15 protein-coding genes are annotated in these 23,016 nt (G+C 63.7%); 8 read left to right on the top strand and 7 right to left on the bottom strand.

Annotation, left to right across the window (positions count from 1 at the left end):
• Positions 1-36 precede the first annotated feature (36 nt).
• Positions 37-1,827, bottom strand: a complete 1,791-nt coding sequence (locus A4R29_RS03625; protein ID WP_024503172.1) for an acyl-CoA dehydrogenase — start codon at positions 1,825-1,827, stop codon at positions 37-39.
• 306 nt (positions 1,828-2,133) lie between these two features.
• Positions 2,134-2,592, bottom strand: coding sequence for a MerR family transcriptional regulator (locus A4R29_RS03620; RefSeq protein ID WP_013533661.1), 459 nt, complete (start codon positions 2,590-2,592; stop codon positions 2,134-2,136).
• Positions 2,593-3,047: 455 nt separating this feature from the next.
• On the opposite strand from A4R29_RS03620, the gene A4R29_RS03610 reads away from it, so the two are divergent.
• The 4 genes from A4R29_RS03610 (at position 3,048) to A4R29_RS03595 (ending at position 10,418) form a co-directional block, all read left to right on the top strand.
• Positions 3,048-7,085, top strand: a complete 4,038-nt coding sequence (locus A4R29_RS03610; protein ID WP_063171195.1) for a peptidoglycan-binding protein — start codon at positions 3,048-3,050, stop codon at positions 7,083-7,085.
• Between the two features lie 192 nt (positions 7,086-7,277).
• Entirely contained in the window at positions 7,278-8,201 is a 924-nt protein-coding gene (locus tag A4R29_RS03605; protein ID WP_013533663.1) for a sulfite exporter TauE/SafE family protein, read from the top strand.
• A complete protein-coding gene (locus A4R29_RS03600) occupies positions 8,201-8,992 on the top strand; it encodes a TIGR02186 family protein (protein ID WP_013533664.1) in 792 nt (263 codons plus the stop codon). The genes A4R29_RS03605 and A4R29_RS03600 overlap by 1 nt, the downstream gene beginning before the upstream one ends.
• A gap of 169 nt (positions 8,993-9,161) precedes the next feature.
• A complete protein-coding gene (locus A4R29_RS03595; RefSeq protein ID WP_024503176.1) occupies positions 9,162-10,418 on the top strand; it encodes an Hsp70 family protein in 1,257 nt (418 codons plus the stop codon).
• 188 nt (positions 10,419-10,606) lie between these two features.
• Here the strand turns inward: A4R29_RS03595 and A4R29_RS03590 are convergent, their stop codons facing one another.
• Complete coding sequence (locus A4R29_RS03590) at positions 10,607-11,068, bottom strand: cupin domain-containing protein (RefSeq protein WP_063173546.1); 462 nt, start codon at positions 11,066-11,068, stop codon at positions 10,607-10,609.
• Positions 11,069-11,178: 110 nt separating this feature from the next.
• Here A4R29_RS03590 and A4R29_RS03585 point away from each other — a divergent pair, with 110 nt between their 5' ends.
• On the top strand, positions 11,179-12,741 hold the full coding sequence (locus tag A4R29_RS03585) for a winged helix-turn-helix domain-containing tetratricopeptide repeat protein (RefSeq protein WP_063171194.1): 1,563 nt from the start codon (positions 11,179-11,181) through the stop codon (positions 12,739-12,741).
• 134 nt (positions 12,742-12,875) lie between these two features.
• Here A4R29_RS03585 and A4R29_RS03580 read toward each other — a convergent pair whose 3' ends face one another.
• Positions 12,876-13,778, bottom strand: coding sequence for a LysR substrate-binding domain-containing protein (locus tag A4R29_RS03580; RefSeq protein ID WP_063171193.1), 903 nt, complete (start codon positions 13,776-13,778; stop codon positions 12,876-12,878).
• 278 nt (positions 13,779-14,056) lie between these two features.
• Between A4R29_RS03580 and A4R29_RS03575 the strand changes: the two genes are divergently transcribed.
• Genes A4R29_RS03575 through A4R29_RS03565 form a run of 3 tightly spaced genes read left to right on the top strand, consistent with a single transcriptional unit; the run spans position 14,057 to position 18,657 of the window.
• Complete coding sequence (locus tag A4R29_RS03575) at positions 14,057-16,987, top strand: molybdopterin oxidoreductase family protein (protein ID WP_063171192.1); 2,931 nt, start codon at positions 14,057-14,059, stop codon at positions 16,985-16,987.
• Complete coding sequence (locus A4R29_RS03570; protein ID WP_024503180.1) at positions 16,984-17,718, top strand: 4Fe-4S dicluster domain-containing protein; 735 nt, start codon at positions 16,984-16,986, stop codon at positions 17,716-17,718. The genes A4R29_RS03575 and A4R29_RS03570 overlap by 4 nt, the downstream gene beginning before the upstream one ends.
• Before the next feature lie 3 nt (positions 17,719-17,721).
• The gene (locus A4R29_RS03565; protein WP_063171191.1) at positions 17,722-18,657 is read left to right on the top strand and encodes a dimethyl sulfoxide reductase anchor subunit family protein; all 936 of its coding nucleotides are present in this window, start codon (positions 17,722-17,724) and stop codon (positions 18,655-18,657) included.
• A gap of 6 nt (positions 18,658-18,663) precedes the next feature.
• Here A4R29_RS03565 and pdeM read toward each other — a convergent pair whose 3' ends face one another.
• The 3 genes from pdeM to A4R29_RS03550 all read right to left on the bottom strand — a co-directional run bounded on the left by pdeM (position 18,664) and on the right by A4R29_RS03550 (position 22,988).
• On the bottom strand, positions 18,664-19,380 hold the full coding sequence (pdeM, locus tag A4R29_RS03560; protein WP_013533672.1) for a ligase-associated DNA damage response endonuclease PdeM: 717 nt from the start codon (positions 19,378-19,380) through the stop codon (positions 18,664-18,666).
• Positions 19,377-21,926, bottom strand: a complete 2,550-nt coding sequence (locus A4R29_RS03555; RefSeq protein ID WP_063171190.1) for a ligase-associated DNA damage response DEXH box helicase — start codon at positions 21,924-21,926, stop codon at positions 19,377-19,379. The genes pdeM and A4R29_RS03555 overlap by 4 nt, the downstream gene beginning before the upstream one ends.
• A gap of 201 nt (positions 21,927-22,127) precedes the next feature.
• Positions 22,128-22,988 carry a C40 family peptidase gene (locus tag A4R29_RS03550; RefSeq protein ID WP_063173545.1) on the bottom strand — a complete coding sequence of 287 codons (861 nt, stop codon included), beginning with the start codon at positions 22,986-22,988 and terminating at the stop codon, positions 22,128-22,130.
• Between the last annotated feature and the right edge of the window lie 28 nt (positions 22,989-23,016).

Raw genomic sequence — 23,016 nt, 5'->3', positions numbered from 1 at the left:
GCGTATCGACAGACAGAAAGGCCAGTGAGGTCGAGCTTAGAACGCTTCCGCCGGCAGTGCCATCAATGTGTCGGCGCCGCTCGAAATGCGGGCGAGATGCGCCGATGTCTCCGGCATGATCCGCTCCATGAAGAAGCGCCCCGTCACGACCTTGTTGTCGTAGAAAGATTGCGCGCCATTGGCGTCCGTCTTACCAAGTGCCACCTTGGCCATCTGAGCCCACATATAGCCCAGAGCGACCAGGCCGAAGAGATGCATGTAGTCGGTCGAGGCGGCACCCGCATTGTCGGGCTTGGCCATGCCGTTCTGCACCAGCCACATGGTCGCCGCCTGCAAATCATTGAGACCTTTCTTCAACGCCTTGGTGAACGGCGCCATCTTCTCGTTAGCGCGGTTCTCCTCGCAGAATTCGCCGACCTCCTTGAAGAAGGCCTGCACGGCGCGGCCGCCATGCAAACCAAGCTTGCGGCCGACGAGGTCGAGCGCCTGGATGCCATTGGCGCCTTCATAGATCATGGCGATGCGGGCATCGCGCACGAACTGGCTCATGCCGTGCTCTTCGATATAACCGTGACCGCCGAACACCTGCTGCGCCATGACGGCGTGGTCGAACCCTTTGTCGGTGAGCACGCCCTTGACCACCGGCGTCATCAGGCCGGTGTAGTCGTCGGCGGCCTGGCGATCCTTGTCATCGCCGGAGCGGTGGGCGATGTCGGACTTGATCGCCGTCCACAGCGCCAGCGCGCGGCCGGCCTCGTTGAAGGCTTTCATGGTCATCAGGCTGCGGCGGATGTCGGGATGGACGATGATCGGATCGGCCTTCTTGTCCGGCGCCTTCGGCCCAGACAATGAGCGGCCCTGCAAACGGTCCTTGGCGTAGCCGACAGCGTTCTGATAGGCGATCTCCGACAGCGACAACCCCTGCAGGCCGACACCGAGGCGCGCCTCGTTCATCATCGTGAACATCGCCTTCAGGCCGCCATTGGGCTCGCCGAGCAGCGTGCCCTCAGCCTCGTCATAGTTCATGACGCAGGTCGAATTGCCGTGGATGCCCATCTTCTCCTCGATCGAGCCGCAGGAGACGGTGTTCCTGTTGCCCGGATTGCCCGACGGGTCGAGCTTGAGCTTCGGCACGATGAACAGCGAGATGCCCTTGACGCCTTCCGGCGCACCCTCGATGCGGGCCAGCACCAGATGGACGATGTTGTCCGACATGTCGTGTTCGCCGGCCGAGATGAAGATCTTCTGGCCTGAAATCTTATAGGTGCCATCGCCGTTCGGCACCGCTTTGGTCCGCAACAGGCCGAGATCCGTGCCGCAATGCGGCTCGGTCAGGTTCATGGTGCCGGTCCAGGCACCCTCGATCATCCTCGGCAACCATGTCGCCTTCTGCTCGTCGGTGCCGTGGGTGATGATTGCCGCGATCGCGCCCTGCGTCAGGCCCGGATACATCATCAAGGACATATTGGCCGAGACCATATATTCGGCGACGGCGGTGTGCACGGCATAGGGCAGGCCCTGGCCGCCGAACTCGACGGGTGCGGCCAATCCCATCCAGCCGCCCTCGCGGTACTGGTCGAAGGCCTCCCTGAAGCCTTTCGGCGTGGTCACCGAGCCATCGTCGTGACGCACACAGCCTTCCATGTCGCCGACACGGTTCAGCGGATGCATGACGTTTTCGGCGAGCTTGGCGCCTTCGGCGAGGATCGCCTCGAGCACATCGGGCGTGGCGTCGGCAAATCCGGGAAGGTTCGAATAACGCTGATAACCCAGAACCTCGTTGAGCACGAACAGCGTATCCTGGACCGGAGCCCTGTATGTCGGCATGCTTTTTCTCCACCCTGCAAACCCGGTCCGAATGCCCCGAAGACAAGCCAGGGCGGCATGCGGACCCATATTGGGAGCGGGATAGCAAAAATTGACGTTTGCGTAAACGTCAATTTTCTCGATGCGACAAGATTCCCCGCCCCCTGGAGCAATGAGCGTAGCGGCGTGACGTTGCGCAAGCCAGCGCCGAAAGGCCTAAGAGTGGGCCAGGACAACGAAAAGCCGCGTGGCAGGCCACGCGGCTAGACAGAACTCGGACAATCAGCAGACGACTTGGTGTCTGGCGCAATTCCTGACGGAATTGCTTCAGCTGGCGGCGCTCGCCTGCGGCGCCGAACGCTCGCTCAGCATCTGGCGCACCGCCGACATCGAGCCGCTGAGTTCGTTGATGGCGTCGTCGATCAGCGCCCGTTGCTTCTGCAGGCGGGCAAGCTGCTTTTCCGACTTATCCAGCGCAAGCTTGAGCTGCTTGGTGTTTGAACCGGTCGGATCGTAGAGATCCATCATCTGCTTGACGTCGCGCAGCGAGAATCCGACCTTGCGGCCAAGCAGGATCAGCTTGAGGCGGGCCTTGTCGCGGCGCGTGTAGAGACGGGTCGAACCGTCGCGCTGCGGGTTGAGCAGGCCCTTGTCTTCGTAGAAACGCAGCGTGCGCAGCGTCACTCCATATTTCTTCGCCATCTCGCCGATGCGGACGAGGTCCTCGCCGGCTTCGGCAGACATATTGGTATTGGCCGCGGTCTCGCCGGCCGAGATAAGCTTCATGGTCACTGGCTTTCCCCGTCTGGTGGCGTCGCGGTCCTGGACCGTGCGTCGCCTGACTGGAAGCGGGGGCCTGCTTCCAGTCGTGGTTTCAACAAACAAATCGCAAACATGCGCTCAATGCGCCTTTTACGTTTACGTCAATTCTATACCGATTGCCGCAGGATGACGCAAGGGCGTTCTGCGCCCCGCCCTTTATGCCGCACCGTCAGGCCGGCAGCCAACATCCTTTCGGTTTCTTAAGTTTGGTTAACGCGTTGTTTACCACGTTGGGGGAAATGTGGGCGCGTCGGCTACCCGTGTTTATCCTGTATCGAATTTTTCACGGTTTTTCGGAGCGCGGGCGAGAGCCCGGGAAGCTCGTCTTCCGCCGCGGCATCGCCGCCGGTCGCCTTCGTTCCGATAGGGACCTGGGGGAACTGGCCGCGAGCCAGCCATTCTGAAAGACGGACGCACCGATGAACAGCAAGCGGTCCTATCTCGATACACTCAATGCCGGCAGGCAGCGCAGGCCGCAGACCACGCTCGATCAGTTGAACCAGTCGCTGGAGACACTGGAGCAGCGGCTGGAGCGGACGCGCGAGGATCCGATGGCACGTCCCGAACTCCGCCAACCCGATCCCCGCCAATATGGTGCCGATGCGCGCTACCCCGCCGCCCGGCCCTCTGGCCAGCAGCGCTGGTATGAGGACCCGCAGCCCGCGTCGCGTCCGAAGAGCCCGATGCAGGGAGCCGCCGCTTTCGAGCAGAATTACCAGGCCATTGCCCGCGATATCGATCGCGTGCGCGGCCAGGAGGATGGCGTTGCCATAGTCGGCAAGATCGCCGGCGAATTGCGCGGCATGCGCGAGGAATTGCGCCACCAGATGACCGCAGGCCTGCAGCGGGAATTCGAAGCGCTGCGCAAGGACATCGAGCGGGCCTTCCAGTCAGGCGCAAGGCCCGGTGCTTCGGCCAAGGGCAGTGCTGAACTCGGCCTTGAGTTCGAGCGGCTTTCGGGCGCCATCCAGACCTTGGCCGAGAAGAGCGACGACAGAAGCGTCAACATGCTGCGGCTCGAGCTCGAACAGGTCAAAGCCGCACTCGAAACGCTGGCACGCGAAGAGAGCGTGCAGAAGGTCGACCGCCGCTGGGACGATTTCGATCGCCGCTGGACGGCGTTCGAAGACCGCGTCGACGCCGACCAGCGCAAGCGCTCGGACGACCCGGGCCTGTCTGCTCTCACCGCCCGGCTCGAGCAGATCAGCAATGCCGTCAGCAATTTGCCGGAATCGTTGTCGCTGCGCTCGCTGGAGGAGAAGGTGCGCACGCTTGCCGGCGCTGTCGACCATTTCGCCAGCCAGCAAGACAATCGCGGCAGCGACACGCTTGGCATGATCGACGAGCGGCTGGACGAGATTTCCCGCGCCATCGTGGCATCGACGGTCGCCGCGCAAGCCAATTCATTCGACCACGAGGCTTTCGAGCGCATAGAGAGACGGATCGACTCGCTTGCCGGCCAGATCCAGGAAGTGGCGCAGGATCGTCCCGGCAACGCGGTCATGGACCGGTTGAGCACGCTGTCGGGCCGGGTCGACGAACTCGCCGGCCGCGCCAATCTGCCGGAGCAGGCGATGGAGCGCCTGGCCAAGCAGATCGCATTCATCGCCGACAAGATCGACCAGGCACCCGCCATGCCTGACGCCGACTACATCTTCCATGGGCTGGAGCAACGCTTCGACGTGCTGTCGAGCATGATGGAACGCCGCCAGGGTGACGCCATAGAACAGGGCAACATGCTGTTCCGCGATCTCGAGCGCAGGCTGGACGAGGTTGCTGACAGGCTCGACCAGCGCATGCCGCAGGTCGACAGCGTCGGCATCATGGAAGCCATCGATGCCCGCTTTACGGCGCTCGCCAAGCGCCTTGAAACGCGTGTGCCCGATCCCGCGGGCGAAGCGGCGATCCGCGGACTGGAGAGCCGGCTCGAAGATATTTCAAGCCGGCTAGACGCGTCGGCCGCACAGGTCGCCGGCATCGATCCGGCGTTGATCCGCAGCCTGGAAGCACAGGTTGCCGGCCTGTCGGCCCATCTTTCCAAGCCCAGCACCCCGCTGCCGGAATTCGAGGACATCAGCCCGCGTCTCAACGAAATTGAAAAGTCGCTCGCAGGAACCCGCGATTCCATCCTTGGCGCGGCGCGCGAAGCGGCCGAGAACGCAGTGCAATCGCTGGCCGGTTCGAGCGCCAATGCGACCGCGGTTTCCGGCCTCGCCCAGGATTTGAAGACGCTTGAAACGCTGACGCGGCGCTCCGACGAACGCAATTCGAGAACGTTCGAGGCCATCCACGATACGTTGCTCAAGATCGTCGACCGGCTGGGTTCGCTCGAACCCGGCGAGCCGGTCGAGGCGATGAGCGAATTGCTGGATGCGGCACCGGCCGAGCCGAGCAACTGGCGCGGCGTGCGCCGACCCAAAATGGCCGTCGACGCGCCGTCGATGGATATCGATCAGCCCCTGCCATTGACTGGGGACATGGCAGATCTCGATGGCCGTGCCGCCGCCATCCTGCGCAATGAGCCGGGTGCACGCGGCGACCTGGGTATGCGTAGCGACCTCGGTATTGGTATTGGCACGCGCACGCCGGCCGAGGCTGCCGCGGCGGCGGCCATGGCCGCGCTCGGTTCGGACACGATCGCCGAGAAAGGCGGACAGGCCGGCGGCCGCAAATCGTTGTTCGGCGGGCTGGCCCGCGCCTTCAAGGGCAAGAAGGAGGCGGATATCCCGCCACTGGCCGGCTCAGCGCCGAGTGCCCCAATACCGAGCGTCGATCTCGACGAGCCGCTCGATCCGAAAATGGCCAACCGGCCGCTGGAGCCCGGCTCCGGCGCACCTGACCTCAATGCCATCATGAAGCGCGTGCGTGACGAGCGCGGCCAGCCGGCCAAGCCCAGCGACACCGATGCCGCGAAATCGGATTTCATCGCCGCTGCCCGGCGCGCGGCGCAGGCCGCGGCCGCCGAGGCCGATGCGCTGAAGCGCCAGTCGACGGTGACCGGACCGGTGAAGGCACTGCGGATCGGCGACCTGCTCAAGGCACGGCGCAAGCCGATCCTGATGGGGACAACCGCGATCCTGCTGGCGCTGGGCGCCCTGCAACTGGGCAAGGCCTTCTTCGCCGATCCGGCCCAGGTGGCGAGCAACGATGTCGTGCCGATCGTCGCCTCGCAGCCGATGCAAACCGCCTCGCTCGATGCCGCGAGCCAGCCAAAGACGGACGCGCAGCCCGCGGCAGTGGAAAGCGCGCCGGACCATGCCGTCAGACAGGCCGAGCCATCCGCACCGGCAACCAAGGACGACATGGCCGCGCAAAGCATGATTGCCACGCCGTCAGGCGCCGAGCCGTCGATGGGTGCCGCGCCGATCGCAGAACCGGTTCCCGCCCCCGTCGCCTTGGCTACATCGGCCGATGCGAACCCAGCGGCGTCCGAGACGACGACAGCTTCGGCTGCGCCGGCCTCGACCGTTCCGGTCGCCGCCGAACCTGCCGATACCGATACCGCCACCGGCATCCAGCCTATGGCGACAGAGCCGACCACCGCCAAGGACACCACGGGCGCGGTTCCGCCGGTGGACGCTTCGCCGGCGACGACGGCAAAATTCGACATTCCCGCTGACGCCGGCCCGGCCGCCTTGCGTGACGCCGCTGCCAGCGGCGACGCCAAGGCGCTGTTCGAAATCGGTTCGCGCTATGCCGAGTCGCGCGGCGTCAAGGAAGACATGGCGGCAGCGGCCAAATGGTACGAGAAATCGGCGGAACTCGGCTTCGCGCCGGCCGAATACCGTATCGGAAATTTCTACGAAAAGGGCATCGGCGTCGCGCGCGACATCAAGAAAGCGAAGACCTGGTACCAGCTTTCCGCGGCACAGGGCAACGCCAGCGGCATGCACAATCTGGCCGTGCTGTTCGCCATGGCGGCTGACGGCGTGACCGACAATGAATCGGCCGCGCACTGGTTCCAGGCGGCGGCCGACGTCGGCGTCAAGGACAGCCAGTTCAATCTCGGCATCCTCGCCGCCAAGGGCGTCGGCATGAAGCAGAACCTCGAGGAGTCCTACAAATGGTTCGCGCTCGTCGCCAAGACCGGCGACAAGGATGCGGCGGCCAAGCGTGACGAGATCGCCAATGCGCTGCGGCCCGAGCAGCTCGAGCGCGCCCGCGCCGCGACCGAGCTGTGGAAGGCCAAGCCGCTGGATGCGGCAGCCAACTCGGCCGACATTCCCGAGTCCTGGCAGGACGGCGCGCCGCAGACGACCGCCAGCATCGACATGAAGAAGGCCGTCCAGAACATCCAGCGCATTCTCAACAAGAACGGCTACGACGCCGGCGGCGCCGACGGGAAGATGGGCCAGAAAACGAAGACCGCGATCATGGCTTTCCAGACCGACAACAAGATGCCGGCGACCGGCGAAGTCGACGAAAACCTGGTGAAGGCACTGCTGGCGCGCAAATAACGGCAGAGGCGTCGCTTCCACGACGCCCTTGCCACACATTCGCCTGTTAACTGATTGAGATGTTTTTTGTTTCGGCGGCGTAGCGCGGTTTGACTTCGCAGCACCTCCGGCGCAAGAACGAATTGGCTTGTCGGTCCAAGATGCCCGCAACGGTTGCATTCGCCGACAGGCAGAACTGATCGAGACTGACGGGTGGGCATCTATCTCCCGATCGCGGAAATTTCCGTCAATATCTTCGTCCTGCTGGCGATGGGCGCGGCGGTGGGTTTCCTGTCGGGCATGTTCGGCGTCGGCGGCGGCTTCCTCATCACGCCGCTGTTGATCTTCTACAACATCCCCCCGGCGATCGCTGTCGCCACTGGCGCCAACCAGGTCATCGCCTCCTCCGTCTCCGGCGTCCTTTCGCACATGAAGCGCGGTACGCTCGACCTCAAGCTCGGCGGGGTGTTGCTGGCCGGCGGCATTGTCGGTTCCACCGGCGGCATCTACGTCTTCGCCTTCCTGCGCAGGCTCGGCCAGCTCGACCTGTTCATCTCGCTGCTCTACGTCGTGCTGCTCGGCACTGTCGGCGGGCTGATGTTGGTCGAGAGCGTCAATGCGCTGCGCGCGACGCGCAGCGGTGCGGCGCCGGTGCTGAAGAAATCCGGCCAGCACAACTGGATCCACCGCTTGCCGCTGAAGATGCGGTTCAGGGCGTCAAAACTGTTCGTCAGCGTCATCCCCGTCCTTGGGCTTGGCGCCGGCATCGGCTTCCTGTCGTCGATCATGGGTGTCGGCGGCGGCTTCATCATGGTGCCGGCACTGATCTATCTGCTGAAAGTGCCGACCAATGTCGTCATCGGCACCTCGCTGTTCCAGATCATCTTCACCTCCGCCTACACGACGCTGGTCCACGCCACCACCAACCAGACAGTCGATGTCGTGCTGGCCTTCCTGTTGATGGCGGGCGGCGTCGCCGGCGCGCAGTACGGTGCCAAGGCCGGCCAGAGGCTGCGCGGCGAGCAGCTCAGGGCCTTGCTGGCACTGCTGGTGCTGGCGGTGGCGATACGATTGGCGATCGATCTTTTCGTCACCCCGCCCAACCTCTATTCGCTGTCTGCCGCGGGCCTCAACTGATGAAGGCTCGCAGCACATTCGCAACCGCCATTGTCCTGTCGCTGCTTGCGGCCGCCGTGCCGGCGAAGGCACAGGTCCCGCTGACCGAAGGCATCCAGATCGGTCTCTCCACCGACAACGTCTCGATCACCGCCGGTTTTTCCGGGGCCGATCTGACCATCTTCGGTTCGCTGGAAAACCCGGATCCACTCGTCGCGCGCCAGGGCCGCTACGACGTCATCGTCGTGCTCGAAGGTCCGCCCAAACCGGTGGTGGTGCGCCGCAAGGACAGGGTGCTCGGCGTCTGGGTCAATCTGGACTCTGAGACCTTCGAAAACGTGCCGGTCTCCTATTCGGTGGCGACGACGCGGCCGCTGCAGGACATCACCGAACCCAACAGCTACAAGCAGCTGTCGCTCGGCGCCTCCAACCTCTATATGCAGCCCGCCGATGCCGGCGACAGCCCGGCGACGATCGAGGAGTTCACGGCAGCACTGCGGGAGCGCAAGTCGGCGACCGGCCTCTACAGCGAGAATGTCGGCGGCGTGCAATTCCTGTCGCAGAACCTTTTCCGCGCCACAGTGAGGCTGGCGCCAAATGTGCCGGTTGGAACCCACAAAGCCCGCGCGTTCCTGTTCAAGAGCGGTCTGTTCATCAAGGAAAGCTCGGCCCAGCTCGAAATCCGCAAATCCGGTTTCGAGCAGTCGATCTTCCGTGTCGCCCACAATTATTCCTTCCTCTACGGCGTCTTCGCGATATCGCTGGCCATGCTGACCGGCTGGCTCGGAAGGCTGATCTTCCGGCGAGATTAGCATTTTCCCCGAAAAGTGGTTTCCCTTTGCCGAGGCATGCGGTAGACCGCGCTCCCCAGCCAAATGGCAGACACAAACAATTCGGTTCGGCAGAGCAGCCCGTCCCCGGACAGCGCGCGATTTCTCATGGCGCCTGTCGGCTCGCCGACGACAAATGCAGGAACTTGTCATGCGACCAGCCTTCGGCGGCATCGACTTCGGCACTTCGAACTCCACCGTGGGCGTGGTCCGCAACGGGCAGCCGCGCCTCGTCGCGCTGGAGAACGGCCAGGTCACGCTGCCCAGTGCCGTGTTCTTCAACTTCGAGGACAACCGCACCTGCTTTGGCCGTCAGGCCATCGCCAATTACACCGACAGCATCGAAGGCCGGCTGATGCGTTCGCTGAAGAGCGTGCTCGGCAGTTCGCTGGCCCATGAAAAGACCCGCATCAAATCGCGGTCGATCGGCTTCATGGAGATCGTCGGCATGTTCCTTGGCCATCTCAAGAAGAGGCTGGAAGCCGATGCCGGCGATACGGTCGAGACCGTCGTTCTTGGCCGGCCGGTGCAATTCGTCGATGACGATGCCGAGGCCGACGCGAAGGCGCAAAGCGAACTCGAGAACGCCGCGCGTGCCCAGGGCTTCAAGCACATCGCTTTCCAGTTCGAGCCGATCGCGGCGGCGCTCGACTACGAGCAGAAGGTGACACGCGAGGAGCTGGCGCTGATCATCGATATGGGCGGCGGCACGTCGGACTTCTCGATCGTGCGTGTCTCGCCGCAGCGCTCCCGTTCGCTCGACCGCAAGGACGACATCCTGGCCAGCCGGGGCGTCCATATCGGCGGCACGGATTTCGACCGGCTGCTGAGCATCGCCCATGTCATGCCGCAACTCGGCTATTTGACGCCGACCAAGGACGGCAAGCGCAACCTGCCGGCAAGCTATTTCATAGACCTCGCCACATGGCAGCGCATCAACCTGGTCTACACCGCCAAGGCGATGACGCATCTGCGCCAGATCCGCTACGAGGCCGAGCGCGCCGACCTGGTCGACCGTTTCATCCACGTCGTCGAACACCGCTACGGACACGCGCTGGCCGCACGTGTCGAGAAGGCCAAGATAGAGCTGACCGACAGGTCATCCGCAGAGGTCGCTGTGAAGCTGCCGGGTGCGGAGTTCACCGCCGAAATCACGCGCAGCGGGCTCGACGTGACGATTGCCAGGGACATCGAGCGGGTCACCGCAACGGTCGGGCAGACTATCAGGGACGCTGAGGTGAAGCCGTCCGACATCACCGCGGTGTTCCTGACCGGCGGATCGACCGCGATCCCGCTGGCCAAACGAGAGATCCTGTCGCTGGTGCCGCAGGCATCCGTCATCGAAGGCGACATGTTCGGCTCGGTCGGACTTGGCCTGGCGCTGGATGCGCAACGCAAGTTCGGCTGAGGCTTTCTTCGAGCGGTCCAGCTTTTCAGAGATTACTGATCCGCTTTAGGCCAGGTCGTGTACCCATAACCTTCGGCGTGATGCGATGAAGATCACGTCCGCTTTGCGCCGATAGCGACCAAGCTCGTGCGCCAGCGCGATATGTCGCAATTGGCCAGAAGCTGCCGTGGGGCCGCCGTGACAGATGCCTACCCGCGTGTCGTCAAAGTCGAGAGCTGGTCAGTATCGTAGCGGTTCCGCAACTCAGCGAGGGCTTTTGGGTCCGGCGCACCCTGCGCCGCGAGTCTGGCAAGTTCTTCGAAGTAGCGTTCGTGGCCAGGCGGAGAGACGGTCATCAGCACGCGGGCGGGTCTCTCACTGACATTCGTGATGTCGTGCGGCACTCCCGGTGGAATGAACAGATAGGTTCCGGGCGTTGCGCGAACCGTCTTGTCGCCGACATGCCACGCACACTCACCTTCGAGCAGGTAGAACGTCTCTTCCTGCACACGGTGAACATGCCGTCCGGTGGCGAATCCCGCTGGGATCGTCCAGTCGAACATGCTCGTGTGCTTGGTGTTTTCGCCGGTGACGAGGAAGACCATAGGTTGACCACGCAGCATGATCCCCTTCTTCTCGTCGGGCATGCGAATAATGGCATTGGCACTCATAGGATCCTCCTTTGACTGGGTGCTTACTTCCGGCAAGCACCTGTGCAACATTGGCCGTCGATGCCGGGAAAGTCGTGAATTCGTTCCCAAAAATTTGCTAAAAGCGTTGGATGACAATCGGAGGCGACCTTTATCAGTTTGGCCCGTTCCGTCTCGATCAGGTGGCGGGCATTTTGTATCACGGCGCCGAGCCGACCATGCTTGGGCAACGCGCCGTTTCGCTTCTGCGTTTGCTGCTCCAAAACGCGGGCGTACCGGTATCCAAAGACGCGCTGGTCGAAGCCGGCTGGGGCAAATTGGCGGTTGCCGACAACAACCTGACGGTCCAGATCGCGGCCTTGCGCCGGGTATTGGCCGACGCAGCGGATGCTGAGAGCTGGATCGAAACACTGCCGCGCCGAGGCTATCGCTATGTAGGACCGGCTGTTGCGACGAATGTCCCCGATCGTTTTGCAGCCGCCCGCACCGCGTCGGCGCCGACCTTGCCTGAGAAGCCTTCCGTGGCGGTCCTGCCGTTCTCGAACTTGAGCGGAGATCCGCAACAGGAGTACTTCGCCGATGGAATGGTCGATGACATCATCACCGGCCTGGCACGCATAAAATGGCTTTTCGTTATCGCGCGAAACTCGACCTTCGCTTACAAAGGCCGCGCCGTGGACGTGAAGCAGGTCGGCAGCGAGCTTGGCGTACGATATGTCCTCGAAGGCAGCGTGCGCAAAGCTGGCGGTAGTGTGCGCGTAACCGCTCAGATGATCGATGCATCGACCGGCGCGCACGTGTGGGCCGAGCGCTACGACCGGAGTTCGGAGGACATTTTCGCGCTTCAGGACGAAATCGCGCTATCAGCGGTGGGCGCGATTGCTCCAAGCTTGCGAAAAGCGGAAATTGAACGTGTCAGGCGGAAGCGCCCAGAGAGTCTCGACGCATACGATCTCGTGCTTCAAGCCCAGCCTGATGTCGATACAGGTATGCCGGAACAAGTTACGAGAGCACTGGCGCTTCTTGAGCGTGCCATCGCACTCGAGCCTGCCTATGCCCTTGCGCATGGCAATGCAGCAATGTGTCATCATTGTTTGTTCCTTCGTGCCGGGCTGCAGGAATTCAACCGTGCGGCTTCGATCCGGCACGCCCGATTGGCCATTGTCCATGGACAAGACGATGCACTCGCTCTGACATGGGCAGGGTTTTCGATCGGCATGGACGCGCATGATCGCGCCGCTGCATTCACGGCATTAGACGCAGCCCTCGCCATTAGCCCGTCATCGGCGCTGACTTACATTCTTGGCAGCGTCGTTCTCGGATGGGCCGGCGAAGCAGAACGCGCGATAGAATGGAGCGAGAAGGGTATCCGGCTAAGCCCGTTCGATTCGTGGGCTTGGGCCGCCTTTGACGCCCAAGCTATGAGCCATTTGCTGCGCGGGCGTTACGAAGAAGCTTGTCGCGCAGCCTACAAGTCCGTTCAAGCCAATCCGGCACACAGCATCACCTACGTGCAACTGACCGCTGCGCTCGCCAAACTCGGCCGGCTGGACGAAGCGAGGGCCGCCGCCGCGCGCGTGCGCGAGCTTCAGCCGGGCTTCCGCTACAGCCGCCAATTTGCTGGCGTGCGCTGTGCGCCAGCGCTCGCGGAGACTCTGGGAAGCGCGCTGCGGGACGCCGGATTGCCAGAGTGACGGCTGGGCGTCGAGGCGGACAGCGCTAGCGAGCCCATCTGGGGAGGAAGGTCGTGGTGAGGCGTTTCAATCAGCCACTCGATACAAAGTACCAAGACCTCCGAGCCAACGGCAAAGCCGCAAACTCTGATACTCTAGCCCGCCGACGGGGCATCCGCCTTGCCGTCGAGATGCGCCTTAAGCGCCATGTGGGCCAGGCTTGCCTGGCGATCGCGATGGGTGATCATGGCGAAGTCGCGTTTCGGCAGTTCGAGCGGCACCGATCTCAGACTGCCTTCGGCCACGGCGCGAGCCGCGACAAGCTCGGAGATGATGGTGGCGCCGGCCCCCGCCTCGACCGCCTGGCGAATAGCTTCATTGCTCGGCAGCACCAGGAATATCTGGAGGTCGGCTAGCGAAATGCCTTCGTGGCGTGCCAGATCCTCCAGCACCTCGCGCGTACCCGAACCACCCTCGCGGATAATCCAGCGCAGGCCCTTGATGTCAGGGCGGCCGGGCGCGACTTCGGGGATCTCCGGATGCGCGCTGGCAACCACCAGCATCAGCTTGTCGACGTCGACCTTGGTGCGGCGCAGGATATCGGACTCGGTGCGGCCTTCGACCAGGCCCAGATCCGCCGCGCCATCGAGGACATTGGCCTCGACCTGCCTGGTGTTGCCGATGGAGACGCTCAGCCTGACGGCCGGATAGGCTTCGTGGAAGGAAGCCAGCCGGCGCGGCAGCCAGTAGCTGGCGATGGTCTGGCTGGCGGCGATCGAGAGGCTGCCGGTGACGGTCTGCGAGACATGCTCCAGCACATTGCGGGCAGCGGCGGCCCGTTCGAGCACGGCCTTGGCCTCGGGCAGGAACCGATGGCCGGTCTGGGCAAGCTCGATGTTGCGGCCGACGCGGTTGAACAGGTGGACGCCGTGCTGTTCTTCAAGCGCCCGGATGGCCGCCGATGCCGCCGACTGCGAAATGCCCAGCAGTTCCGCCGCCTTGGTCATATGGCCGCGCTCGGCGACGGCGACGAAAATCCGCAACTGATCCAGGGTCATGTCCGTATTAAGAACCAATATCGATCGAATTTACAAGAACAACTGATTAGACAGATCGATAGCTTTATTCTAAGTTTTCCAGCGAAGTTAGAAAAAATTCGCCGAAAGATCGCAGAGAGCAGAATGATCGGGCGTTTCAGATCCTTGCTTGCGCATTGGACCCGCGGCATAAGGCGGCGGCTTGCCGGTGATCGCTACCACACGGAAGAGCATTACATGCGCGGCCCCGGACCGAAGACGCGGGCCAAATCCATGCGCCGTACAGGCGCCACCGGATCATGATGCAGGGACCGCCGCGCGGCGCGAATTCGGCACCATCGCAACGCCCGCTTGCCGACACGCGAGCGCCTGACGAAGGCGACGGCGTCGACACCTCGCCTGCCGTTTCCGACAGCATCGCCAAGACGACCTGCTACATGTGCGCCTGCCGCTGCGGAATCGATGTACACATCAAGGATGGCAAGGTCCGCTACATCAACGGCAACAAGGACCACCCGGTCAATCGCGGCGTGATCTGCGGCAAGGGCAGCTCCGGCATCATGCAGCATTACAGCCCGGCAAGGCTGAAGAAGCCATTGCTGCGCGCCGGCCCGCGCGGCTCCGGCGAGTTCCGCGAGATCGAGTGGGAGGAGGCGTTTTCGATCGCTACGGAACGGCTGTCGAACATCCGCCGGACCGACCCCAGGAAACTCGCCTTCTTCACCGGCCGCGACCAGTCGCAGTCGCTGACCGGCTGGTGGGCGAGCCAGTTCGGTACGCCGAACTTCGCCGCCCATGGCGGCTTCTGTTCGGTCAACATGGCGGCCGGCGGCCTCTATACGATCGGCGGTTCGTTCTGGGAGTTCGGCGAGCCCGACTGGGACAACACCCGGTATTTCATGCTGTTCGGTGTCGCCGAGGATCACGATTCCAACCCGATCAAGATCGGTCTCGGCAAGCTCAAGGCGCGCGGCGCCAAGGTCGTCTCGATCAATCCGTGCCGCACCGGCTACAATGCCATTGCCGATGACTGGATCGGCATCCGGCCCGGAACAGACGGCCTGTTCGTGTTCGCCCTCATCCACGAATTGCTCAAGGCGGGCCGCGTCGATCTCGAGTATCTGCTGCGCTACACCAATGCCCATTCGCTCGTCATCCAGGAGCCGGGTGCTGCCGATGACGGGCTGTTCGTGCGCGATGCCGACGGCAATCCGCTGGCTTGGGACAGGGTGGCGAAGACACCGGTCAGCGCCGCCGATGCCGGTGCGAAACCGGCGCTGACCGGCAGCTTCACGATCGGCGGGCGCCGCTGCGTCCCGGTGTTCCAGCTGATCGCCGACCGCTACCTCGATGAGAGTTACGCACCGGACTCGGTCGCCGAGCGCTGCGGCATTGCCGCCGACACGATCCGCAGGATCGCCGCCGAACTCGCCCATGTCGCCTTCGAACAGACGATCGAATTGCCGATCGCCTGGACCGACTGGGCCGGGCGCCGCCACGAGACGATCAAGGGGCGGCCTGTCTCGATGCACGCCATGCGCGGCATCTCGGCCCATTCGAACGGTTTTCACACCTGCCGCGCCATCCATCTCCTTCAGGTGCTGTTGGGCACGGTGGATGTTCCCGGCGGTTTCCGTTTCAAGCCACCCTACCCCCGATCCGCGCCGCCCGGACCGAAGCCGGCGGGCAAGACCGTCAAGCCGATGACGCCGCTCGATGGCATGCCGCTCGGCTTCGTCTGCGGGCCGGACGATTTGCTGGTCGGCGAGGCCGGCACGCCGCTTCGCATCGACAAGGCCTATTCGTGGGACGCGCCGCTGGCCGCGCACGGCCTGATGCACACCGTCATCCGCAACGCCTGGGCAGGCGATCCCTACAAGATCGACACGCTGATGATGTACATGTCGAACATGGCGTGGAATTCCTCGATGAACACCGTCGAGACCATGGCGATGCTGACCGACAGCGACGAAGCGGGCAACTACAAGATCCCTTTCATCATCTATTCCGACGCCTATTATTCCGAGACCGTGCCGTTCGCCGATCTGGTGCTGCCGGACACGACCTATCTTGAGCGCCACGACTGCATCAGCCTGCTCGACCGGCCGATCAGTCATGCCGACGGACCGGGCGACGCCATCCGCCATCCCGTCATCGAGCCCGACCGCGACGTCCGGCCGTTCCAGTCGGTGCTGATCGAACTCGGCGCCCGGCTCGGCCTGCCTGGTTTCGTCGACGAGGACGGCTCGGCCAGATACCGCGACTATGCCGACTACATCGTCAACCATGAGCGCACGCCCGGCATCGGCCCGCTCGCCGGCTGGCGCGGCAAGGATGGGACCTCGACCGGCAGGGGTGAGGCCAACCCGGACCAGTTGCAGCGCTACATCGACAATGGCGGCTTCTGGCATCATGATTTCGCGGACGACCAGCGCTATTACAAGATGGCCAACCGCTCCTATCTCGACTTCGCGGTGCAGATGGGTTTTATCCCGAAAGCCGAACCGATCGTTTTCCAGCTCTACTCGGAGCCTATGCAGCGCTTCAGGCTCGCCGCGCGTGGCCATGGCCGTGTGGTGCCGCCGAAAGGCGATCGCCAGCGCATCGAGACCTACATGGACCCGCTGCCGTTCTGGCACATGCCCTTCGAGGAAGCGGTCGTCGACCTCGAAAAATATCCGCTGCATGCGCTGACGCAGCGGCCGATGCACATGTACCATTCCTGGGGTTCGCAGAATGCATGGCTGAGGCAGATCACCAGCCAGAACCGGCTGTTCGTGCATCACCGGACGGCAGCCGGTCTTGGCCTTGTCGATGATGACTGGGTGTGGATCGAAAGCATCAACGGTAGAGTGAAGGGGCAGATCAAGCTGATCGACGGGGTGAACGAAAGCACGGTCTGGACCTGGAACGCCATCGGCAAAAGGCGCGGCAGCTGGGGGCTGAAGGACGACGCGGCCGAGAGCAACCGTGGCTTCCTGCTCAACCATATCATCGGCGACCAGACCTCGGCCGACGCGCAGGGCAAACGCTATTCGAATTCCGATCCGGTGACGGGCCAGGCTGCGTGGTTCGACCTGCGCGTGCGCATCGTCAAATGCGCAGCCGAAGAAGCCGGGTTCACCGAGCCGCAGTTCGAGCGTTTCCTGCAGCCGCCGCATTTCGAACCCTCGCCCGACAGACTGACTTTCGGCGCCGAATTCCGCAGGGCGAGAGAGGCGACCAAATGACCTGTCTGCCAAGTCAAAGCGACAAGAAACTCGGCCTTGTGATCGACCTCGATACCTGCGTCGGCTGCCAGGCCTGTGTCACCGCCTGCAAGGAATGGAACACCGGCGGCCACATGGCGCCGCTGACCGACATCGATCCCTATGGCGGCCATGTCGACGGCGTCTGGTTCAACCGCGTGCACAGCTATGAGCACACCACCGAGATGGGCGGACGGACGGTGAATTTTCCGCGCTCCTGCCTGCATTGCGAGACGCCGGCCTGCGTCACCGTCTGCCCGACTGGCGCCTCCTACAAGCGGGCTTCGGACGGCATCGTGCTGATCGACGAGGACAAGTGCATCGGCTGCAAATTGTGCAGTTGGGCCTGTCCTTATGGAGCACGCGAATTCGACACCGATGTCGGGGTGATGAAGAAATGCACGCTGTGTGTCGACCGCATCTACAATGACAATCTGGCCGAAGAAGACCGCGTGCCGGCCTGCGTCGCCGCTTGCCCGACCAGTGCCCGGCATTTCGGCGATCTCGGCGATCCCCTGTCGGCTGTTTCGCAACTGGTGGCGGAGCGTGGCGGCGTCGACCTGATGCCTGAGCTCGGCTATCGCCCGACCAACAAATATTTGCCGCCGCGCGCCCACACCGCGCGCGCCGCATCGGTGGCCGCGCCGGCATTGGAACCGGTGCGGGCCGACGGCGGTTTCCTCGGCTGGGTCGACCGCATGCTTTCGAACTGACCCATGCATCCAGCCTTCTCCGTCGTCTTCTTCACCACTGCCACCGGCGCGGGCTACGGCCTGCTCGCGTTGCTGGGCACGCTCGGAGGCTTCCAGATCATCCCACCCGATTTCTGGCTGGGCTTCATCGGCATGGGGCTGGCGCTCGGCCTGATCGTAGCCGGCCTGTTGTCCTCGACGGGTCATCTCGGCCGCCCCGAACGCGCCTGGCGGGCGTTCTCGCAATGGCGCAGTTCATGGCTGTCGCGCGAAGGTGTTGCCTCGGTCATCACCTTCATTCCGGCGGGACTGTTCGGCATCGGTTGGATATTCTTCGGCAAGACCGATGGCTGGGTCGGCATCGCCGGATCTCTGGCCACCATCGGCGCAATCATCACCGTCTGCACCACCGGCATGATCTATGCGTCGCTGAAGCCGATCGCCCAATGGCATAGCCGCTTCACCCTGCCCGGCTATGTCATCTTCTCGGCAATGACCGGCAGCGTGCTGCTGAACGCGCTGCTGCAGGGCTTTGCCTTCGGTTCGAAGATGCTTCTGGCGCCTTGCCTGCTGCTGACCTTGATCGGCTGGGGCTGGAAAGTGGCGACCTGGCGCTACAACGACCGATTGGAGATCGCGACCACCGCCAACACCGCGACCGGGCTGGCGGGAGGTACGGTGCGGTCGCTGGAATGGCCGCATACCGAAGAGAATTATCTGCTCAAGGAAATGGGTTTCCGCATCGCGCGCAAGCACAGCGCGCGGCTGCGCCAGATCACGCAGCTTCTGGCCTTCGCGTTGCCCTTGGGGCTGCTCGCCATTGTGTTCGCCCTGCCCTGGCCGCCGGCAGCGTTGCTGTCGGTACTCGCTGCTGCAATCCAGTTCGCCGGCATGCTGGTCGAGCGCTGGCTGTTTTTTGCAGAGGCGAAGCACACGGTTACGCTCTATTACGGCAGGTAGGGCTGTTTAGCCCGGCCGCAGCATCGAGCCGGAAATGGCAAAGATGCGTTGGGCGCCCAGCATATAGGCCATCAGCGTGTCCAGCCGGAACAGCCCGGCATAGGCGCGATCGAGCACGTTGAGCGAGCCTGTATAGGCACCGAAGGCCGGCATGATCATGCGGCCGCCGTCGCCGGCAAAGCAGCGGCGCCGCACCGAGCGGCCCTGCTGGACGATGCGGGCGCAGGGATGCAGATGGCCCGCTATTTCGCCTTCGACACGCTGCTTCGATGGCTCATGCCGGAACAGCAGCGAGCCTATAGCAAGTTCACGCACCGTCTCGCCAGGCAGGTCGGCTGGCGCTTCCGGGTCATGATTGCCGGCGACCCAGAACCATTGCCGGCCTGATATCAGCGCTTCCAGCCGCTCTCGGAAACTTGCATGCATGCGTTGGGCGCCGCCGCCATCGTGAAAGCTGTCGCCCAGGCTGATGACGATAGACGGCTGGTAGTCAGCGATGACGGCCTGCAATCGCAGCAAGGTCGCGCCGGTGTCATAGGGCGGAATCAGCGTGCCGCGGCGTGCCAGCGACGAGCCCTTTTCCAGATGCAGGTCGGACACGGCCAGAAGCCGCAGATCCGGAAAATAAAGCACGCCGCGCGGGTCGCAGACGGCGCGTTCGCCTGATATGCCGACAAGATCGGCCTCGGCGATCAGCGATGTGCGCGCCAGCGAAAAATTCATTCCTCGACCATCTCCGGCCCCATGGCCTCTGCGACCAGCGACGCCGCATCCATCAGCAATGTCTCATCGGCTTCGCCGTTCACCGGCATCTTGCCGATCTCGAGCATGATCGGCACGGCGAGCGGCGATATCTGTTCGAGTGCCTTATGCACGATTCGACCCTGGATGCGCGAGAGCATGTCGGCAAGTCTGCTGACATCGAGCAGGCCGGCCGCCGCATCGGCACGCGTCGCCTGCAGCAGGATGTGGTCCGGTTCATGGCTGCGCAGCACGTCATAGATCAGGTCGGTCGAGACCGTGACCTGGCGGCCGCTCTTCTCCTGGCCAGGGTGGCGTTTCTCGATCAATCCGGAAATCAGAGCGCAGTTGCGGAAGGTGCGCTTGAGAAGCCAGCTGTCGGCAAGCCAGGCTTCGAGGTCGTCGCCCAGCATGTCCTGGTCGAAAAGTGCGCTCAGCGAAGGCTTCCTGGCGTTGAACATCGCGCCCATGTCGCCCAGTGACCATATAGCCAGCGCATAATCGGTGGCGACGAAGCCGAGCGGCCTGGCTCCTGCCCTGTCGAGGCGGCGGGTGAGCAGCATGCCGAGCGTCTGGTGCGCCAGCCTGCCCTCGAACGGGTAAGCCACCAGATAGTGGCGGTTGCCTCGTGGAAAGGTCTCGATCAGCAGGTCGTCGCGCTTGGGCAGCACCGATTTGTCGGCCTGGAAGCGCAGCCAGTCGGCGACCTGCTCGGGCAGCTTTTTCCATCGCTGCGGGTCATCGAGCATGATGCGGACCTGTTCGGCGAGATAGGTCGAAAGCGGAAACTTGCCGCCTCCATAATAGGGCACCTTGGCATCGCTGCCCGGCGCGTTCGACACGAAGCATTCATTCTCGCGGATGCCCTCGAAGCGCAGCACCTTGCCGGCGAACATGAACGTGTCGCCATGCGTCAACGTTTCGAGGAAGGCCTCTTCGATCTTGCCGAGGACCCGGCCGCCACGCGAAGCCGTGCCTTTGCTGCCGGCCTGCACATATCGAACATTCAGCGCCGGCACCTCGATGATGGTGCCGACATTCAGCCTGTATTGCTGGGCGACGCGCGGATTGGACACCCGCCACAACCCATCCTTGTTCAAACGGATGCGGGCGTAGCGTTCGTAATTCTTGAGCGCATAGCCGCCGGTGGCAACGAAATCGATGACGCGGTCGAATGTCGGCCGGTCGAGGCTGACATAGGGTGCTGCCGTTCGCACCTCCTCGTACAGGTCATCGGCACGGAACGGCGCGCCGCAGGCGCAGCCGAGCACATGCTGGGCCAGTACATCGAGCCCGCCATTGATCAACGGAGGCGTGTCCTGCGCGCCTAGATAGTTGGCGTCGAGGGCGGCCCGGCATTCCAGCACCTCAAAGCGGTTGGCGGGGATGAGGATCGCCTTGGACGGCTCGTCCATGCGGTGGTTGGCACGGCCGATGCGCTGTGCCAGCCGGCTCGCCCCCTTTGGCGCGCCGACATGCACGACCAGATCGACATCGCCCCAGTCGATGCCGAGATCGAGCGTCGAGGTGGCGACGATGGCGCGCAGCGCGTTTTCGCCCATCGCCTTCTCGACGCGCCGGCGCTGGGCGACGTCGAGCGAGCCGTGATGCAGCGCGATCGGCAGGGTGTCCTCGTTGACCCGCCACAACTCCTGGAAAAGCAGCTCCGCCTGGCTGCGGGTGTTGACGAACAGCAGTGTCGTCTTGTGGCGTTTGATCTCGCGATAGATTTCCGGCGTGGCGTAGCGCGCAGAATGTCCTGCCCATGGCACGCGCTCTTCGGAGTCGAGGATGGAAATCTCCGGTTTCGCACCCCCGGTGACGACGATCAGTTCGGCCATGTCATGGCCTGTCGAACCCTTGAGTGGATTCTGGCTGACCAGCCAGCGCCGCAACTCGTCCGGTTCGGCCACCGTGGCCGACAGGCCGATCGTCTGCAGGCCAGGGACATAGCCGCGCAACCGTGCCAGGCCGAGCGCCAGCAGATGCCCGCGTTTCGATGTCACCAGCGAATGCAGTTCGTCGAGCACGACGTAGCGCAGATCTTCGAAGAAGCGTCTGGCATCTCCGGCCGCAATCAGCAGCGCCAGTTGTTCGGGTGTGGTCAGCAGGATATCGGGCGGCACCAGTTTCTGGCGCTGGCGCTTGTGCGCCGGCGTGTCGCCGGTGCGCGTCTCGATGGTGACGGGCAGCCCGATTCCTTCCACCGGCTTGCCGAGATTGCGCTCGATATCGACGGCCAGCGCCTTCAGCGGCGAGATGTAGAGCGTGTGGATACCGCGCTGCGCCTGGCCCGGCTTTCTCTTTGGCCGGTTGGCCAGTTCGGTCAGCGAAGGCAGGAAGCCGGCCAGCGTCTTGCCGGCACCGGTCGGCGCGATCAGCAGTACCGACTGACCGGCCTGGGCCTTCGCCAGAAGTTCGATCTGATGGGCGCGCGGCGACCAGCCTTTCTCGCCAAACCATCTGAGGAATGGTTCGGGCAGGGCCACGGCGGCATTCTGTTCGGCAAGGCGCGGCTCAACTGTCACCCGCCAGAGGTAGCGCGACGGCGCGCGAACGCCAAGGAAAATCGGAACAAAAGGTGATCGAGGTGAGCTTTCCTCGCCCCGTCTACGGGGAGAGGATGCCGGCAGGCAGGTGGGGGGCGGCGCGAACCTTTCAATGCTGGCGCTGTCCCTCATCCGCCCTCGGGCACCTTCTCCCCGTGAACGGGGCGAAGGAAGAAAGGGCTACGGCCTCCTGAACCCTGTCGGGCCACCATAGAGATAACCGATGCGGTCAACCGCATCCTTCAGGCCTTCGCGCGACACCAGCATGGTGTGGCCGTTGGCGTGGATCATCGTGTCGGCATCGGTCATCACGGCGACATGGCCCTTCCAGAACACCAGATCGCCGCGTCGCAAGCCGGAGAAATCAGGTCCCGGTTCCAGCGGCTCGCCAAGGGCCGCAGCCTGCATGTCGGAATCGCGCAGCACGTCTCTGCCGGCCATGCGCATCGCCAGTTGCACCAGCCCCGAACAGTCGATGCCGAAACCGGAAGTGCCACCCCAGAGATAGGGCGTGCCGAGAAACGCCTCGGCAACCGCGACATAGTCGGACACAGCTTCACTGAGCGGCCGCAGGTGACCTGCGATCAGCGCCTCGCCGGACGGCAGGACCGCATAGTGCGTACCGCGCGTCTCGGCCGCCTCCGTCACCGTCACCGTCGATCCCATCGACAATTGTCCGGCGATCGGAAAGCGCAGATCCGGCCCGGGGTAGAGGAAGGTGCGCGGCACGCAGACGATGTGCGTCGGCGTATGGTCCCGCCCGCCCAGCATCGTGTCGGCGACGTAGCCGACATAGCCGTCGCGTTCGGCCTGGATCCAGGCCCAGCCTTCAGCGACATCGAAGACCAGGACATCGTCGCCGAACAGGGCTTGCGTGTTGACGCCGGCATCCGGCTGCGGCGCCTTGCGCATATCGGCCACTGACGCGATGACCCGCGCCGGCCGGCCGGCGACGAAGCGGTCAGCGGCGACCTCACCCTTCAGCCGTGCATCGGCAAGGTCGGAGCGAAAAGCGTGAAGGCGGGCATCTCTGGCAGTCAAATCGAGCACTCTGTTGAAAAGGTAAGGT

Origin of the sequence: Mesorhizobium ciceri biovar biserrulae (genome assembly GCF_001618845.1) — a bacterium.
GTDB lineage: Bacteria > Pseudomonadota > Alphaproteobacteria > Rhizobiales > Rhizobiaceae > Mesorhizobium > Mesorhizobium ciceri.
Note: the sequence above shows the minus strand (reverse complement) of the source record. Positions and strands in the feature narration are given on the sequence as shown.

Coding starts and splice junctions, on each gene's coding strand:
- A4R29_RS03625 (WP_024503172.1), bottom strand. CDS start 1,827: ATGCCGACATACAGGGCTCCGGTCCAGGATACGCTGTTCGTGCTCAAC.
- A4R29_RS03620 (WP_013533661.1), bottom strand. CDS start 2,592: ATGAAGCTTATCTCGGCCGGCGAGACCGCGGCCAATACCAATATGTCT.
- A4R29_RS03610 (WP_063171195.1), top strand. CDS start 3,048: ATGAACAGCAAGCGGTCCTATCTCGATACACTCAATGCCGGCAGGCAG.
- A4R29_RS03600 (WP_013533664.1), top strand. CDS start 8,201: ATGAAGGCTCGCAGCACATTCGCAACCGCCATTGTCCTGTCGCTGCTT.
- A4R29_RS03595 (WP_024503176.1), top strand. CDS start 9,162: ATGCGACCAGCCTTCGGCGGCATCGACTTCGGCACTTCGAACTCCACC.
- A4R29_RS03590 (WP_063173546.1), bottom strand. CDS start 11,068: ATGAGTGCCAATGCCATTATTCGCATGCCCGACGAGAAGAAGGGGATC.
- A4R29_RS03585 (WP_063171194.1), top strand. CDS start 11,179: ATGACAATCGGAGGCGACCTTTATCAGTTTGGCCCGTTCCGTCTCGAT.
- A4R29_RS03580 (WP_063171193.1), bottom strand. CDS start 13,778: ATGACCCTGGATCAGTTGCGGATTTTCGTCGCCGTCGCCGAGCGCGGC.
- A4R29_RS03575 (WP_063171192.1), top strand. CDS start 14,057: ATGATGCAGGGACCGCCGCGCGGCGCGAATTCGGCACCATCGCAACGC.
- A4R29_RS03570 (WP_024503180.1), top strand. CDS start 16,984: ATGACCTGTCTGCCAAGTCAAAGCGACAAGAAACTCGGCCTTGTGATC.
- A4R29_RS03565 (WP_063171191.1), top strand. CDS start 17,722: ATGCATCCAGCCTTCTCCGTCGTCTTCTTCACCACTGCCACCGGCGCG.
- pdeM (WP_013533672.1), bottom strand. CDS start 19,380: ATGAATTTTTCGCTGGCGCGCACATCGCTGATCGCCGAGGCCGATCTT.